This is a genomic window from Streptomyces sp. NPDC047049 (assembly GCF_040643995.1).
GTDB lineage: Bacteria > Actinomycetota > Actinomycetes > Streptomycetales > Streptomycetaceae > Streptomyces > Streptomyces mooreae.
Genome location: NZ_JBEYVM010000003.1, coordinates 512,932 through 527,154, shown reverse-complemented (window position 1 = coordinate 527,154; position 14,223 = coordinate 512,932). Strand labels below are relative to the sequence as shown.

Below are 14,223 nucleotides of genomic sequence, written 5' to 3'. Positions count from 1 at the left end.
GCGCCTTCAACGGGCCGCCGTGTTCCTCCGGGAGCACGGCGGCCCGTTGGCGTTCGCCGTTCAGCCCGCCCAGTCCTTCAGCTGCTCGGTTTCGAGGGTGATGCCGACGGGGTCGGGGAGGTGGAGGGACTTGCCGTACGGGACAGTGCGGACGTCCTCGTAGCGCCTGCCGTCGGGTTCGGTGTAGAGCGACACCTGGCATTCCTGCCGGTCGACGAGCAGATAGAGCGGGATACCGGCTCCCGCGTACGCACGGGGCTTCTCCACGCGGTCACGCTGGTGCGTGTCGGAGTCGGAGGACGTGACCTCGACCACCATCAACACCGGCGCAGGGTCTGCCCATTCCCCCTGGCCGACAAAGGCGCCACTGACGGAGAGCGCCCCGTCCGGCCGAGCCCGGCCACTGCGGTACTCCTCCACCTTGAGTCCCTGGTCCGGGTAGAGCCACAGCTCAGGGCGTGACTGAATGCAGACGCGTGTTAGCCACTCGATGATCCGACCGTGATCCCCGTCCGGCATGGGCTTGCTCTTGACCTTCCCGTCGATGAGTTCCAACCGCGCGCCTTCTTCCAGGCGGGCGAGTATCCGGGCGGCCTCTTCGAAATGCTCGGTCTCCATAATGTGCGGCGGCGGGTCGGCGAGCGCGGTCATGAGGCCTTCTCCTTCTTCCACGGGACGGAACAGAGAACGTGCCACCGACCCTAGCCGAAGCCACTGACAGACACTGCGTGATCACTCACGACACACTAGATGTGGGGGTGCACTTGAGGGGTCACCCCCACATGTATGCTCGTCCTCGCTGTCGCCGCAGGGGAATCCGGTGGGAATCCGGAACTGTCCCGCAACGGTGTGGGAGCGCGCTCGACCGGCCGGACACCGGCTGTGGCGTGCGCTCGTGTAGTCCGAGGACCTGCCGATGGTACGTCCGCACCGCCATGGGTGCGGGTGTCGATACGTCCGGGCCCCGAGGGTTGGGCCGGTGGACGCCGCGCGGTGTGCCCGCGCACCCCTGACGTCTCCGGGGTGCCGCATGCCCGCGTGCGCCCGTCGCGTCCCTCCCCTCCCGGCCCCCGCCGAGTGAGGGAGAGCATCACGTGACCATCGCGCCAACGGAGCCCGCGTCAGACGCCGAGGTCGTGCCGCCCGTGGTGGCCACGCCTGCCGGCCCGGCCGGCGACGGAGCGGGGGAGGACGGTCCGGGCGTCGCCCTGCTGCGCACCCTGACCGAGCTGACCGAGGACCTGACCGCGACCGACCCCGGCAAGGTGGCCGCCGCCGCCCTGCGCGGCCGGCACCCCGGCGCGGGCGAGGCCGAACTGCGGGCGCTGGCCATCGATGCCGCGGCCGGACTGATCGGTGACGAGCCGCAGTACTCCAAGCTCGCCGCACGTCTGCTCACCCTCGCCATCGCGCAGGAGGCGGCCGGACAGGGGGCGGTCGCCTTCTCCGCCTCCGTCGAGGTGGGCCACCGCGAAGGCCTGATCGCCGACGAGACCGCGGAGTTCGTACGCCGCCACGCCGCCCGGCTGGACGCGCTGGTCGAACGGGCGCTGGCCGACGGCGCCGATGACCGGTTCGGCTACTTCGGGCTGCGCACCCTGCACTCGCGCTACCTCCTGCGTCACCCCACCACCCGTCAGGTCATCGAGACCCCGCAGCACTTCCTGCTGCGGGTGGCCTGCGGCCTCGCGGAGGACCACAGCGACCGCGCCCTGGACGACGTCGCCGAGCTCTACCGCCTCACCAGCTCGCTGTCGTACCTGCCCTCCTCCCCCACCCTGTTCAACTCCGGCACCCGCCACCCGCAGATGTCGTCCTGCTACCTGCTGGACTCGCCGCTGGACGAGCTGGACTCCATCTACGACCGCTACCACCAGGTCGCGCGGCTGTCGAAGCACGCGGGCGGCATCGGCCTGTCGTACTCCCGCATCCGCGCCCGCGGTTCGCTGATCCGCGGCACCAACGGGCACTCCAACGGCATCGTGCCGTTCCTGCGCACCCTGGACGCCTCGGTCGCGGCCGTGAACCAGGGCGGCCGGCGCAAGGGCGCCGCCTGCGTCTACCTGGAGACCTGGCACGCGGACATCGAGGAGTTCCTGGAGCTGCGCGACAACACCGGTGAGGAGGCCCGCCGCACCCACAACCTGAACATCGCGCACTGGATCCCGGACGAGTTCATGCGCCGGGTGGAGGCGGACGCCGACTGGTCGCTGTTCTCGCCCTCGGACGCCCCCGAGCTGGTGGACCTGTGGGGCGACGAGTTCGACGCCGCTTACCGCAAGCTGGAGGCCGAGGGCCGGGCGCTCAAGCAGATCCCCGCCCGGGTGCTGTACTCCCGGATGATGCGCACCCTGGCGCAGACCGGCAACGGCTGGATGACGTTCAAGGACGCCGCCAACCGCACCGCCAACCAGACCGCCGAGCCCGGCCAGGTCGTGCACTCCTCCAACCTGTGCACTGAGATCCTGGAGGTGACCAACGACGGGGAGACCGCGGTCTGCAACCTGGGGTCGGTCAACCTCGCAGCGCACCTGGGTAAGGACGTCGGCGACGGAGAGGAAGTGATGGACTGGGAGCGGCTGGACGCCACCGTCCGCACCGCCGTCACCTTCCTCGACCGCGTCGTGGACATCAACTTCTACCCGACCGAGCAGGCCGGGACCTCCAACTCCCGCTGGCGCCCGGTCGGTCTGGGCCTGATGGGTCTGCAGGACGTGTTCTTCCGGCTGCGGCTGCCCTTCGACTCGCCCGAGGCGCGGGAGCTGTCGACCCGGATCTCCGAGCGGATCATGCTCGCCGCGTACGAGGCCTCCGCCGACCTCGCCGAGCGGCACGGCCCGCACCCGGCCTGGTCCGCGACCCGCACCGCCCGCGGGGTGCTGCACCCCGACCACTACCCCAACGCCGAGCCGCGCTGGGCGGACCGCTGGGCGGCGCTGCGCACCCGGATCGCGGCCACCGGCATGCGCAACTCCCTGCTGCTGGCGATCGCGCCGACCGCGACCATCGCCTCCATCGCGGGCGTGTACGAGTGCATCGAGCCGCAGGTCTCCAACCTCTTCAAGCGCGAGACGCTGTCCGGTGAGTTCCTGCAGGTCAACGCCTACCTCATCGAGGAGCTGAAGGCGCTGGGGCTGTGGGACGCGCGGACCCGGGACGCACTGCGCGAGGCCAACGGCTCGGTGCAGGACGTCGCCTGGATCCCCGAGGAGATCCGGGCGCTGTACCGCACCGCCTGGGAGATCCCGCAGCGCGCCCTGATCGACATGGCCGCGGCCCGTACGCCCTACCTCGACCAGAGCCAGTCGCTGAACCTCTTCATGGCGTCGCCGACCATCGGCAAGCTCAGCTCGATGTACGCCTACGCCTGGAAGCGCGGCATCAAGACGACGTACTACCTGCGGTCACGGCCGGCGACCCGGATCGCCCAGTCGGCACGCGGCACCTCGGCCGCCGCCCCCGTCTCCGCGCCCGTCCCGCAGCAGGCCACCGACCCCGAGGCGGTCGCCTGCTCCCTGGAAAACCCCGAGTCCTGCGAGGCCTGCCAGTAAATGTCCATCGACCAGACCACTAACGCGGCGGCCACGCACACCGCCACCACCGGCGAGAAGAACCTCCTCGACCCGGGCTTCGAGCTGACGCTGCGTCCCATGCGGTACCCGGAGTTCTACGACCGCTACCGCGACGCGATCAAGAACACCTGGACCGTGGAGGAGGTCGACCTCCACTCCGACGTCGCCGACCTCGCCAAGCTCTCGGCGGGCGAGCAGCACATGATCGGCCGGCTGGTCGCGTTCTTCGCGACCGGTGACTCGATCGTCGCCAACAACCTGGTGCTGACGCTCTACAAGCACATCAACTCCCCCGAGGCGCGGCTGTACCTGAGCCGGCAGCTCTTCGAGGAGGCCGTGCACGTCCAGTTCTACCTGACGCTGCTGGACACCTACCTCCCCGACCCGGACGACCGCGCCGCCGCCTTCGCGGCCGTGGAGAACATCCCGTCCATCCGGGAGAAGGCCCAGTTCTGCTTCCGGTGGATGGACTCGGTCGAGAAGATCGACCGGCTGGCGGACAAGGCCGACCGGCGCCGCTTCCTGCTGAACCTGATCTGCTTCGCGGCCTGCATCGAGGGACTGTTCTTCTACGGCGCCTTCGCGTACGTGTACTGGTTCCGCTCGCGGGGCCTGCTGCACGGCCTGGCCACCGGCACCAACTGGGTCTTCCGCGACGAGTCCATGCACATGGAGTTCGCGTTCTCGGTCGTGGACACCGTCCGCGAGGAGGAGCCCGACCTCTTCGACGACGCGCTGGAGCAGCAGGTCACCGAGATGCTCAAGGAAGCCGTCGAGGCGGAGCTGCAGTTCGGCCGCGACCTGTGCGGTGACGGCCTGCCGGGCATGAACACCGACTCGATGCGCGAATACCTCCAGTGCGTCGCCGACCAGCGGCTGCAGCGGCTCGGCTTCGCGCCGGTCTACGGCTCGGAGAACCCGTTCTCCTTCATGGAGCTGCAGAACGTCCAGGAGCTGACCAACTTCTTCGAGCGCCGGGCGTCCGCCTACCAGGTTGCCGTCGAGGGTTCGGTCTCCTTCGACGACGAGTTCTAGAAGACGTACCGCGACGCCCCTTCGTCCCGCCCACCCGCCGTTTGTGAGCGTTCTGTTACCTCGGCAACCGGAGTCCGGGCCGCCACATCTACTCGGGTATGAAGGGCACGAAGGGGCGTCGTCGGTTCATCGACTATCCGCGTCAGGGACGGGAAGGCCCGCGCCGTTGGCTGCCGTCCTGGAGACAGTGGCTGAGCGCCGTCGCGCTCTGCGCGGGCGGCCTGGCGGGACTGTTCGCCGTGGTGTACGCACAGGTCGGCATACCGAGTGAGAACGCGCTCGCCGGTCAGGAGGCCAGCGTCTATTACTGGGCGGACGGCAGCCAGATGGTGAGCGTCGGCGCCGTGAACCGGCAGAACGTCACCCTCGACAAGGTGCCCGACTCCGTCGAGAATTCCGTGATCGCGGCGGAGAACGCCACTTTCTACAGCGATTCCGGTGTTTCCGTCCAGGGCATCGGCCGCGCCGTGGTCAACATGATCTCCGGCGAGGAGACCCAGGGCGGCTCCACCATCACCCAGCAGTATGTGAAGAACACCTACCTCTCGCAGGACCAGACCGTCACCCGCAAGGTGAAGGAACTCATCATCTCGCTGAAGGTGAGCAACCAGAAGTCCAAGCAGGAGATACTGCGCGGTTACCTCAACACCAGCTGGTTCGGCCGCGGTTCGTACGGTATCCAGGCCGCCTCCCATGCGTATTACGGCATTGACGCCAAGGACCTGGATCCCAGTCAGGGTGCCATGCTGGCGGCCCTGCTGAAGGGTTCGGAGCAGTACGATCCGGGGCTGAGCGCGGCCAATCACCGGCGGGCGGTGGCCCGGTGGAAGTGGATACTCGACCGGCAGGTCGCCACCGGGAAGATGAGCCAGGAGGAGCGGGCGAAGTACCGCACTTTCCCGGAACCCCGGGGGTTGTCGAAACCCACCAGCCAGGCCGGCCAGACCGGCTATCTCGTCGATGTCGCCAATAAGTTCATCAAGGCCGACACCGGCCTGACCGACAAGGAATTGGCGCGCGGCGGCTACCGCATTCACACCACCTTCGACAAACAGCGCACCCGCCGGCTGGAAAAGGCCGTGCAGGACGTCCGCCGGGACACCCTCGACCCCAAAAAGCGCGCGGCCGACAACTATGTGGAATTCGGCGCGGCCTCCGTACGCCCCAAGGACGGGGCGCTCGTCGCGCTCTACGGCGGCGCGGACGCCACCCGGCACTTCAGCAACAACGCGGACACCACCGCGGTCCCGGCCGGCTCCGCCTTCAAGCCGTTCGTGCTGGCGGCCGCGCTCCAGCGGCCGGACGACGCAGCGCCGGACACCGCGGAAGCGGCGGCGGCCCGGCAAAAGGCCGGGTTCGGGAAACTGAGCGAGGCCCTGCTGAAGGCCCAGAACCCCCCGTTCGTCCAGGCCGGGCAGCAGCTCGGGCTGGAACGGATCCGGGATCTCGCGGTGGACGCGGGCCTGCGCGAGGAGAGCATGGCCCGCCTGGAGCAGACCTTCCCGCTGGGCACCTCGGCCCCCAGCGCGATACGGATGGCGAGCGCCTACACCACCTTCGCCAACGACGGGCTGCACACCGACCCCTACGCGGTGACCTCGATGACCCACGACGGCAAGAAGGTGCCCGGCGTGCACCGCCGCGAGCCCGTACAGGTCCTCGACGCCGGGGTCGCCCAGCAGGTGTCCACCGCTCTGGAGGGAGTCGGCTGGCGCACCGTGGGGCAGCCGGACGCGGCGTCGCAGCAGGCGGTCGCGGCCGGCCGCACGGAGCCTGGCGACCGGATGAAGTCCGCGTGGTTCATCGGCAGCCCCACGGGCACCGGCCCGGACCTCGGATCCGTTCCCGGCACGGGACCGGAGGAGGGGGGCGGTGTCCGCCCCGACCCGGCACCCGGCGCCGGTGACGAAGACGAACCGACCACCGCGGTCACCATGTTCCGCAACAAGCCGGGCGCGCCCGATCTGCTGCCGATGCAGGGCGTCGGCGGTTCCGGCACCGGGCTGGGGACGGCCATCCCGCCGAAGGTCTGGAGCGCCTACCAGCAGGGTTCCTGAGCGGGTTCCCGTCTTCCGGGCGCCCGGCCGCCGGCCGGGTGCCCGACAGGCCCTCGCGTCAGTCGTTGGCGACGACGGGGTAGCGCGGCTCCAGCTCGGCCATCTGCTTCAGGGCGTCCTTGCGGTCCCGCTTGCTGAGGCGGTCGATGTAGAGGTAGCCGTTGAGGTGATCGGTCTCGTGCTGCAGGCAGCGCGCGAAGTAGCCGGTGCCCTCGATGGCGACCGGCTTGCCCTTGGCGTCCTGGCCACGGACCACGGCGTAGTCGGGGCGGGCCAGCGAGGCATAGGCGCCGGGCACGGACAGGCAGCCCTCGTTGGAGTCGTCCAGGATCCGGCGCTCGGCGGGCAGCTCGTCCAGGACCGGGTTGCAGATCGCGCCGACGTGCCGGACGCCCTGGTCGTCGGGGCAGTCGTAGACGAAGACCTTCAGGTCCACACCGATCTGGTTCGCGGCCAGGCCCACGCCCTCGGCGGTGCGCTGGCTGGCGAACATGTCGTCGATGAGCTGGGCGAGCCGGTCGTCGAACTCCGTGACGTCCTTGCACTCCTTGTGGAGCACGGGGTTGCCGACGACCGTGATCGGCCGCGAGGTGCCGCGTTCGCGGTGGGCGGTCTCCCGCTCCTCCGCGTCCGTGACGTCATCGATGAATGCTTCGTCCACGCGCTGGTCACCGTCTTGATCAAAAACAGGCTGCTGGGCCATCTCCGCCGTACGCCTTCCTGAAAACCCTGAGTAGTCGCCCTACAGCCTACGGGGGCGTGCCCCGGCGCTCAGCAGACCTCTTCCAGATCCCGCCACTCGCGGGTGTCCGGGCTGTCCGCGACCCAGCCGTCCAGCAGGCCGCGCACCAGGGCGGACGGCGCCGCGATGCCGCACTCGCGCTCCGGCACCCACAGCGAGCCCGAGCCCGCCGTGCGGTGGCCCAGCGGCCCGGGGTGACCCGGTTCGCTGTGGTCGTGCGGGTCCAGGTGCTCACCGTCGCCCTCGTCGCTGGGCATCCGGCTCTCCGAGCACGTACGGCACAGCAGCCGGACCGACGACGACCAGTCCTCGGCGGCGAAGCCCGCATCGGCCGCCAGCCGCTCCAGGGCGTCCCGGTCGGCCTCCGTGGCGGCCTCCAGGAGCACCACCCAGGTGGGGACCGGGGAGGGCGCCCACAGCTCGATCTCGTCGAAGACCGGATAGGCCCGGGTGGCACCGTCGGCGCCCGACGCGATGGTCCGCTCGCCGTGCGGGACGCCGTCGTGCAGCACCACCTCGCCCCAGCGCCGCCCGGAGGACGGCAGCGGGATGGAGAGCACCTCGATACGGGCCGGGTCCAGCCGCCGGCCCCAGACCACCTCGGCCTCGCCCTCCGGGGAGAGGCGGACGGCGGCGCTGCCCAGGGCCATACCGAGCGGTTCGCCGGACGGCGAGCCCTCACCGGGGACCTTGAGGCCGTAGGCCTGCCAGGCCCGGCGGGCCAGCGGCCAGTCCTGCAGGGCGGTGGCGGCGATGCCGACGTTCCACCAGTCGGGCGCCCCGGCCTCGCGGTCCAGCAGCGCGACCGCACGCAGACCGGCGGCCCTGGCCTGGTCCCAGTCGTGCCGGAACTTGTGCAGCAGGGCGAGGTTGAACCAGGACTCGGACAGCCACGGCTCCATGTCGGCGGCGCGGGTCAACAGCGCCCCCGCGTCCTCGTAACGGCCGTCGCCGATCAGCGTGAAAGCGCGGTCGGTCGCCTGCCGCCACGAGGCGGAGGGCCGATGCCGTACCTTGCCGAAGATCCTCACGATTCCCGCCTGCTGGTTGCTCTTGGTGCCACTGCGGTGGGGTGCCGAGCGGCGTCCGGGGCCGTCTGAGGGGCCCACTCGACAACCTGCCACAGATTGCCGTCGGGCTCAGCCTGGTTTGCTGGTCCCCCTGCGGCTCCTTGCCCTTCGCCGACCCCCTGAACCCCCTGAAAGGGGCTTCCTTCGCATCCAACCATGCCCATCTCGGAGGGCGCTCATTACCCATGGGTTCCGTGACATCCGGCGCTCTGTGGCAGCGGGGCGCCGGCGCTACGGGGGCGGGAGCGGGGTGACGGGCTCCCCGGGGCGGCTGTTGACCGGCCGGGGACCGTTCCCCGCCTTACCGGGGCATACAGCTCCGGGGCGGGGTGGCGTACGCCGGACGACCGGCACCGCCCGTCCCGCACCCCGGAGGAGTCGGCCATCTCACACCGACCACGCGCGCCGGGCTCTCACGCCGGCTTCTCGACCCCCGCCTCGCACCACCCGCGCGCCCTGTCGCCCCCTCGCCCTCGCCCTCGCCCTCGCCCCTCGCCCCTCGCCCCTCGCCCCGCACCGCCGTCTCACGCCGCCCGGCCGCCGCCCGCCAGGACCCTGGCCAGCGCCTCGACGACCCGGGGCTCGTGGTCCTGCGCGGTGGCCAGCCGCAGCCGCTCCAGGGCGCGCAGCGAGCCGCCCGGCCCCGCCGACTCCCCCGACAGGTCGTCGTAGGCGTTCACCGTGCGGACGATACGCGCCGTGACCGGCTGGTCCCGGTACGGATCGGCCTGCCGCTCGACGATCACCGCGACCTCCGCGGGAACCCCGGTCTGCCGGACCACGGCGCCGCCCAGCAGCGCGATCCGGCGCTGCTGGGCGGGCGGCAGCGGCGCGGTGGCGCCGTCCGGCACCGGGTCGACGAGCGAGAGCTGGCCGATGTCATGCATCAGCGCGGCGTATTCGAGCACGTCCAGGTCCGGTTCGTTCAGACCGAGTTCACGGCCCACGGCGCGGCTGAGCGCGGCCACCCGGCGGGCGTGGCCGTGCGGGGTGTAGCCGGCGATCTCGGTGGAGCGGGCCAGCGAGGCGATGGTCTGGCGGTAGGTGGTGCGCACGGCCGCGAACCGGCGGAAGGCGAACTGGGTCAGCAGCAGCGGCAGGCAGAAGACCGGCAGCGCCCAGAGCCCGACGACCGCGGTGGCCAGCGAGATCACCACTCCGGTGGCACAGATCGCCGAGCCGATGCCGGGCAGCGCCCGCAACTCGTCGCGCAGCAGCGGCCCGTACGGCCAGCCGGTGCGGGCGCGGGCCAGCACGGCCGCCAGCACCGCTTCGCACAGCGCGGTCAGCGCCATCAGGCCCGTCAGGAACAGCGGATAGACCGGGCCGGAGGCCACCCAGCTGCTCAGGGTCCCGGTGTTGTAGAGGGGCTGGAAGCAGGTGGCGGCGAAGGCGATGGTCAGTATCCGGCGGGCGAGGTGGTCGAGGGCCGGTCCCCGGCCGCGGGCGACCTGCGGGACGAGTCCGACCAGACCGGCCGCCAGGACCACGGCCACGGTCTGCGGCACGCCATGGGTCGTCGGCCGTCCGCCGGCCTCGCCGAGCAGCGCGTACGCGAGGGCGCCGGCCACGCCGAGCGGGGCGCCCTCCCGCGCTCCCGGCCCCCGCCCCCCGGCCGCCGGTGCCACCCCCCGGCCCACCAGCTCGCCCACCGCTATCAGCAGCCCGAAGGCCAGCGCGATCCCGGGCTCGGCCAGGCCCTCCCAGAGCGTTCGGCCGAGCGACCAGCACGCCAGCGCACCGGCCGGGACGTAGACGGCGGCGATCACGGCGCCGCCCCGTGCGGCCGGCGCCCCGGGACGGGTCGCGCGGCCGTCCGCCGCCCGGCCCACGGGCGGCCGGGGCGGCCGCGTCTGCTGGTTCTGCCGGTTCTGCCGGGTTTGCTCCGGTGCACCGCTCATCGCGCGCCCTTCCGGCCGGCCTCTTCGGGGCGCGGCCCGGACCGCCGGACCGGGCACCGCCCACCGTCGTCCGGCTCCCCGGCCCCCTGCACCGCGTCCGCACCCGGCGCCGCACCGGCCCCCTCCGCCGCACCGGCCCCTTGCGGTGTGACGGCTTCCGGTTGCGGGCCGGCGGCTCCCGGCCCCTCCCGCACCGCCCCGGGCTCCGCGTCCGCCGCCGTCACCAGGTCCGGGTGCCACCCGTACCGGTCGAGCGACGCCGTCAGCGCCCGGACCATCCGCGGGTCGAACTGCGCCCCGGCACACTTGCGCAGCTCCGCCACGGCCGCCGGCACCGGACGGGCCCGGCGGTAGGAGCGGGTCGAGGTCATCGCGTCGAAGGCGTCCGCGACCGCCACCACCCGGGCGCATTCCGGGATCTGATGCCCCATCAGCCCGTAGGGGTAGCCGCGCCCGTCCAGCCGCTCGTGGTGGTGCAGGATCGCCGCCCGCGCCTCCCCCAGGAAGCCGATACCGCGCACGATCTCGTCTCCGTACTCGGGATGCAGCTCGATGACCCGGCGCTCCTGCGGCGTCAGCGGCCCGTCCTTGCGCAACAGCCGGGTGGGGACGCCGAGTTTGCCGACGTCGTGCAGGATGCCGGCGAACCGCAGCACCTCCACCCGGTCCTCCGTCATGCCCAGCTCCCGGGCGATCATCACCGAGGCCCGCCCGACCCGCTCGCTGTGCCCGCGGGTGTAGCGGTCCTTGATGTCCACGGCCTGGACGAGGGCGCGGACAGTGGCCTGGTGGGCGGTGCGTTCGCGGTGGTACTGGGCGAAGACCCAGCAGGACAGGCACATCGGCAGCAGCACCAGCAGTGCCGCCGTCGGCCCGTACGAGCTGCGCCACAGGACCGCCATCATCAGCCCGGCCAGGCCGTGCACCAGATGCGGCCCCAGCGAACGGGGCAGCGCCCCGCGCCAGGCGGAGCGCAGGGGGTGGCGCTCGGCGGCGACCAGCACACCGCCGTCGAGCGCCACGCGCACCGCGCAGAAGGTGGTGGCGGCGGCCGCGGCCGGCAGCAGCAGAACGGGGAACTGCGGTGCGGTCAGCGGGTGGTGGCCGAAGGCCCGGAAGACCAGGGCCGCCGCGCAGCAGGCCAGTGCCGCCTCGGCGGCGTGCCAGAGCCTGCGGGCGCCGGCCGAGCGCTCCTTCGCCGGGCCGGTCAGCGCTCCGGGGACCGCGGCCAGTGCGGCCAGGGGCGGCGGCAGCAGAAAGACCCCGGCGAGCAGGACGGGGCTGGCCCAGCCGGCGACCAGGGCCCCGGGAGCCCCGGCAAAACCCGCGCCGTACGGTATCCGGCCGCCCGCCAACGGGCAGCGGTGCAGCTGTTCGCAGAGTGTGTACAGGGCGGCCAGGGCCAGCGTGCTGCTCCAGGGGGCGCCGGCGCCGAGCCGTGACGCCGGAGCCGTACACAGCGCCGCGGCCAGCACGGCGCAGCCGATATACCCCCGCGCGGCCGCCGGAAGTCCCCGCATCGCGCCCTCCTCACGTGCCCACCGCTTCCCCGCGCTCTTGGGGAGCACAGGGACCCCTCGCCCTGCCTCCGCAGTGCGTCGGGGTCCGGTGAGAATAGAGGGGCTGGGGCACCGGGGAAGGTGCATCAGCGGATCGGGCGGGACGAATCGGCCCGCCCCTCACCCCTTAGGGTGATGGGCCGCGTTATTCGGCTCGTGCCGTCCGGCTGCGTGCATCGGTGGAACCGGCCGTCCCGGACGGGCCGGCCCCCTCCTCGGAGGCCGCGGCCTGTTCGCGCTGCGCCTGTTCCTTCTTGGCCTGTTCGAGCACGCTCACCTCGGGCACGGTCTCCCCGGCCCGGATGAGGTCGATCCGGCCCATCACCTTGGAGCGCAGGTCGCTGGGGACGTCGTCATGGCCGCAGCAGCGCTTGACGAGCTTCTTGACCGCCTGCTCCAGGCCGTACTTCTCCAGGCACGGCGAGCATTCGTCGAGATGCACCTGGAAATCTGCGCACTCCCCTTCGGGCATCTCCCGGTCGAGATACTCGTAGAGGTGGTCAAGGACCTCTGAGCAGTCCTTCTCGTGCGGCTCTCCGCAGCTCATGATCCCGAGCCTTTCCGGTCGTGCGACTCCGTCGTGCGCGCGGACTGCGGGTCCGCGGTCGCCGCCCCCGCCGGGACCAGCCCGCGCTCACGGGCGTAATCCTCCAGCATGCCGCGCAGTTGGCGCCGGCCCCGGTGCAGTCGGGACATCACCGTGCCGATGGGTGTCCCCATGATGTCCGCGATCTCCTTGTACGCAAACCCCTCGACATCCGCCAGGTACACCGCGATACGGAATTCCTCGGGGATCGCCTGGAGCGCGGCCTTCACATCGGAGTCGGGGAGGTGGTCGAGCGCCTGGGACTCCGCGGAGCGCAGCCCCGTCGACATATGCGACTCGGCGCGCGCCAGCTGCCAGTCCTCGATCTCCTCGGCGGCACTGCGCTGGGGCTCGCGCTGCTTCTTGCGGTAGGAGTTGATGAAGGTGTTCGTGAGGATGCGGTACAGCCAGGCCTTGAGGTTGGTGCCCTCCCGGAACTGATGGAAGGACGCGTACGCCTTGGCGTATGTCTCCTGCACCAGGTCCTCCGCGTCGGCCGGATTGCGCGTCATGCGCAGCGCGGCGGAGTACATCTGGTCCAGGAACGTCAGCGCGTCCCGCTCGAAGCGCGCATTGCGTTCGGCAGCGCTCTCCTGAGCCTTGTTCTCAGCCGTGCCGTCGGTCCCTGCGTCGGTACCGGTGACCGGACCCACCTCCTCCAACACCGTCCTGGATCCGGATGCGGACCCACCCGATTCGGAGAATAGACGACGATCCGGTGCGGCCGCCGCTCCAGCCAGGGCGGGCTGCGTCACCTGCATCTGCGACCACGGCAGGTCGGCGGCCGGGCGGGCCGGGCAAGCGATTCCCATGCGGCGGACTCCTCTTCCTCGTGCTTCACCGGACGTACTCGAGTACTACGCCTGGCACAACAGCCGCATGCGGCGCGGCATTCCCGGAAGCGGGGCCCAAAGGGCCGACGCGCGGCCGCCGGCGGCCACAGGCCGACTGCGGGCCGACCGCGGGCGGAGTGGCAAGCCCGCTTGCCACTCCGGCAAGGCAGCGCGCACCAAGGCAAGCGCACGCAGCGGAAGCGGCCCGTCAGCCGAACATCCCGTCCAGCCAGGCCGCCACCGCGTCCGTGATCACGGCCATCGACTCCGCCTCGCCGACGCCCGCCTTCTTCGGCACCGCGAAGCCGTGGTCGGCGTGTGCCACCTCGGTGATCTCCGTCCCCGGCGGGAACTCCTCGGGCCGTCCGAACGGATCCCGGCCGCCCTGGACGACCAGCGTGGGCACCCCGGCGCCGGTCAGCTCGTCCACCCGGGACTTCTCCGGCCGGCCCGGCGGATGCAGCGGGAAGCTGAGCGCCAGTACGGCCTGCGCCCCCAGGTCCCGCGCCGTACGGCAGGCCACCCGGGCCCCGGCACTGCGGCCGCCGGCGACCACCGGCAGCCCCGGCTTCTCCAGCGCCGGCCACAGCGCGGTCCACCCGGAGTCCAGGGTCTTCGGCGCGGGCGCCAGCTTCTTGCCCGCCACCCGCCACGGCTGCTCGACCAGCGCCACGGTGTACCCGCGGGCCGGCAGCGCGGCCGCCAGGGCCCGCAGATCGCGTGCCTCGATGCCCCCGCCGGCGCCATGGCTCACGGCCACCACGGCCCGTGCCGGTGTGGCGTCGCGGTGCCAGGTGATCCGGGCGTCGCCCGCCGGTGTGCCGACCGTCTCGGTCTCCATCGCGCCAGTGCTCATACGCCCATCCTG

Annotated in this window: 11 protein-coding genes and 1 riboswitch; of the genes, 3 read left to right on the top strand and 8 right to left on the bottom strand. The window is 71.8% G+C overall.

Going from position 1 to position 14,223, the window contains the following annotated elements:
* Positions 1-60: 60 nt before the first annotated feature.
* The gene (locus tag ABZ851_RS10295) at positions 61-651 is read right to left on the bottom strand and encodes a Uma2 family endonuclease (protein ID WP_361124585.1); all 591 of its coding nucleotides are present in this window, start codon (positions 649-651) and stop codon (positions 61-63) included.
* Between the two features lie 160 nt (positions 652-811).
* A riboswitch (cobalamin riboswitch) is annotated at positions 812-911 on the top strand.
* Positions 912-1,136: 225 nt separating this feature from the next.
* Here ABZ851_RS10295 and ABZ851_RS10290 point away from each other — a divergent pair.
* The 3 genes from ABZ851_RS10290 (at position 1,137) to ABZ851_RS10280 (ending at position 6,664) form a co-directional block, all read left to right on the top strand.
* Positions 1,137-3,551, top strand: coding sequence for a ribonucleoside-diphosphate reductase subunit alpha (locus ABZ851_RS10290; RefSeq protein WP_361124948.1), 2,415 nt, complete (start codon positions 1,137-1,139; stop codon positions 3,549-3,551).
* Entirely contained in the window at positions 3,552-4,607 is a 1,056-nt protein-coding gene (locus ABZ851_RS10285; protein ID WP_336051159.1) for a ribonucleotide-diphosphate reductase subunit beta, read from the top strand.
* Positions 4,608-4,705: 98 nt separating this feature from the next.
* A complete protein-coding gene (locus tag ABZ851_RS10280; RefSeq protein ID WP_361124583.1) occupies positions 4,706-6,664 on the top strand; it encodes a transglycosylase domain-containing protein in 1,959 nt (652 codons plus the stop codon).
* Positions 6,665-6,722: 58 nt separating this feature from the next.
* Here the strand turns inward: ABZ851_RS10280 and def are convergent, their stop codons facing one another.
* The 7 genes from def to ABZ851_RS10245 all read right to left on the bottom strand — a co-directional run bounded on the left by def (position 6,723) and on the right by ABZ851_RS10245 (position 14,211).
* Positions 6,723-7,367 carry a peptide deformylase gene (gene def, locus ABZ851_RS10275; RefSeq protein WP_336051161.1) on the bottom strand — a complete coding sequence of 215 codons (645 nt, stop codon included), beginning with the start codon at positions 7,365-7,367 and terminating at the stop codon, positions 6,723-6,725.
* 68 nt (positions 7,368-7,435) lie between these two features.
* Positions 7,436-8,437 (bottom strand): hypothetical protein, encoded by a 1,002-nt coding sequence (locus ABZ851_RS10270; RefSeq protein WP_129294260.1) that lies wholly within the window; start codon positions 8,435-8,437, stop codon positions 7,436-7,438.
* Between the two features lie 563 nt (positions 8,438-9,000).
* Entirely contained in the window at positions 9,001-10,377 is a 1,377-nt protein-coding gene (locus ABZ851_RS10265) for an HD domain-containing protein (RefSeq protein WP_361124580.1), read from the bottom strand.
* Positions 10,374-11,897 (bottom strand): HD-GYP domain-containing protein, encoded by a 1,524-nt coding sequence (locus ABZ851_RS10260; RefSeq protein ID WP_361124578.1) that lies wholly within the window; start codon positions 11,895-11,897, stop codon positions 10,374-10,376. Before ABZ851_RS10260 ends, ABZ851_RS10265 begins: the two co-directional genes overlap by 4 nt.
* Before the next feature lie 184 nt (positions 11,898-12,081).
* Positions 12,082-12,483: a mycothiol system anti-sigma-R factor gene (gene rsrA / locus ABZ851_RS10255; RefSeq protein ID WP_361124576.1), complete on the bottom strand. Its 402-nt coding sequence runs from the start codon at positions 12,481-12,483 to the stop codon at positions 12,082-12,084.
* Entirely contained in the window at positions 12,480-13,175 is a 696-nt protein-coding gene (locus ABZ851_RS10250; protein WP_176956661.1) for a sigma-70 family RNA polymerase sigma factor, read from the bottom strand. Before ABZ851_RS10250 ends, rsrA begins: the two co-directional genes overlap by 4 nt.
* A 388-nt stretch (positions 13,176-13,563) precedes the next feature.
* A complete protein-coding gene (locus ABZ851_RS10245) occupies positions 13,564-14,211 on the bottom strand; it encodes an alpha/beta family hydrolase (protein WP_336051169.1) in 648 nt (215 codons plus the stop codon).
* Positions 14,212-14,223 lie beyond the last annotated feature (12 nt).

Coding starts and splice junctions, on each gene's coding strand:
- def (WP_336051161.1), bottom strand. CDS start 7,367: ATGGCCCAGCAGCCTGTTTTTGATCAAGACGGTGACCAGCGCGTGGAC.
- ABZ851_RS10285 (WP_336051159.1), top strand. CDS start 3,552: ATGTCCATCGACCAGACCACTAACGCGGCGGCCACGCACACCGCCACC.
- ABZ851_RS10295 (WP_361124585.1), bottom strand. CDS start 651: ATGACCGCGCTCGCCGACCCGCCGCCGCACATTATGGAGACCGAGCAT.
- rsrA (WP_361124576.1), bottom strand. CDS start 12,483: ATGAGCTGCGGAGAGCCGCACGAGAAGGACTGCTCAGAGGTCCTTGAC.
- ABZ851_RS10265 (WP_361124580.1), bottom strand. CDS start 10,377: ATGAGCGGTGCACCGGAGCAAACCCGGCAGAACCGGCAGAACCAGCAG.
- ABZ851_RS10260 (WP_361124578.1), bottom strand. CDS start 11,897: ATGCGGGGACTTCCGGCGGCCGCGCGGGGGTATATCGGCTGCGCCGTG.
- ABZ851_RS10280 (WP_361124583.1), top strand. CDS start 4,706: ATGAAGGGCACGAAGGGGCGTCGTCGGTTCATCGACTATCCGCGTCAG.
- ABZ851_RS10245 (WP_336051169.1), bottom strand. CDS start 14,211: ATGAGCACTGGCGCGATGGAGACCGAGACGGTCGGCACACCGGCGGGC.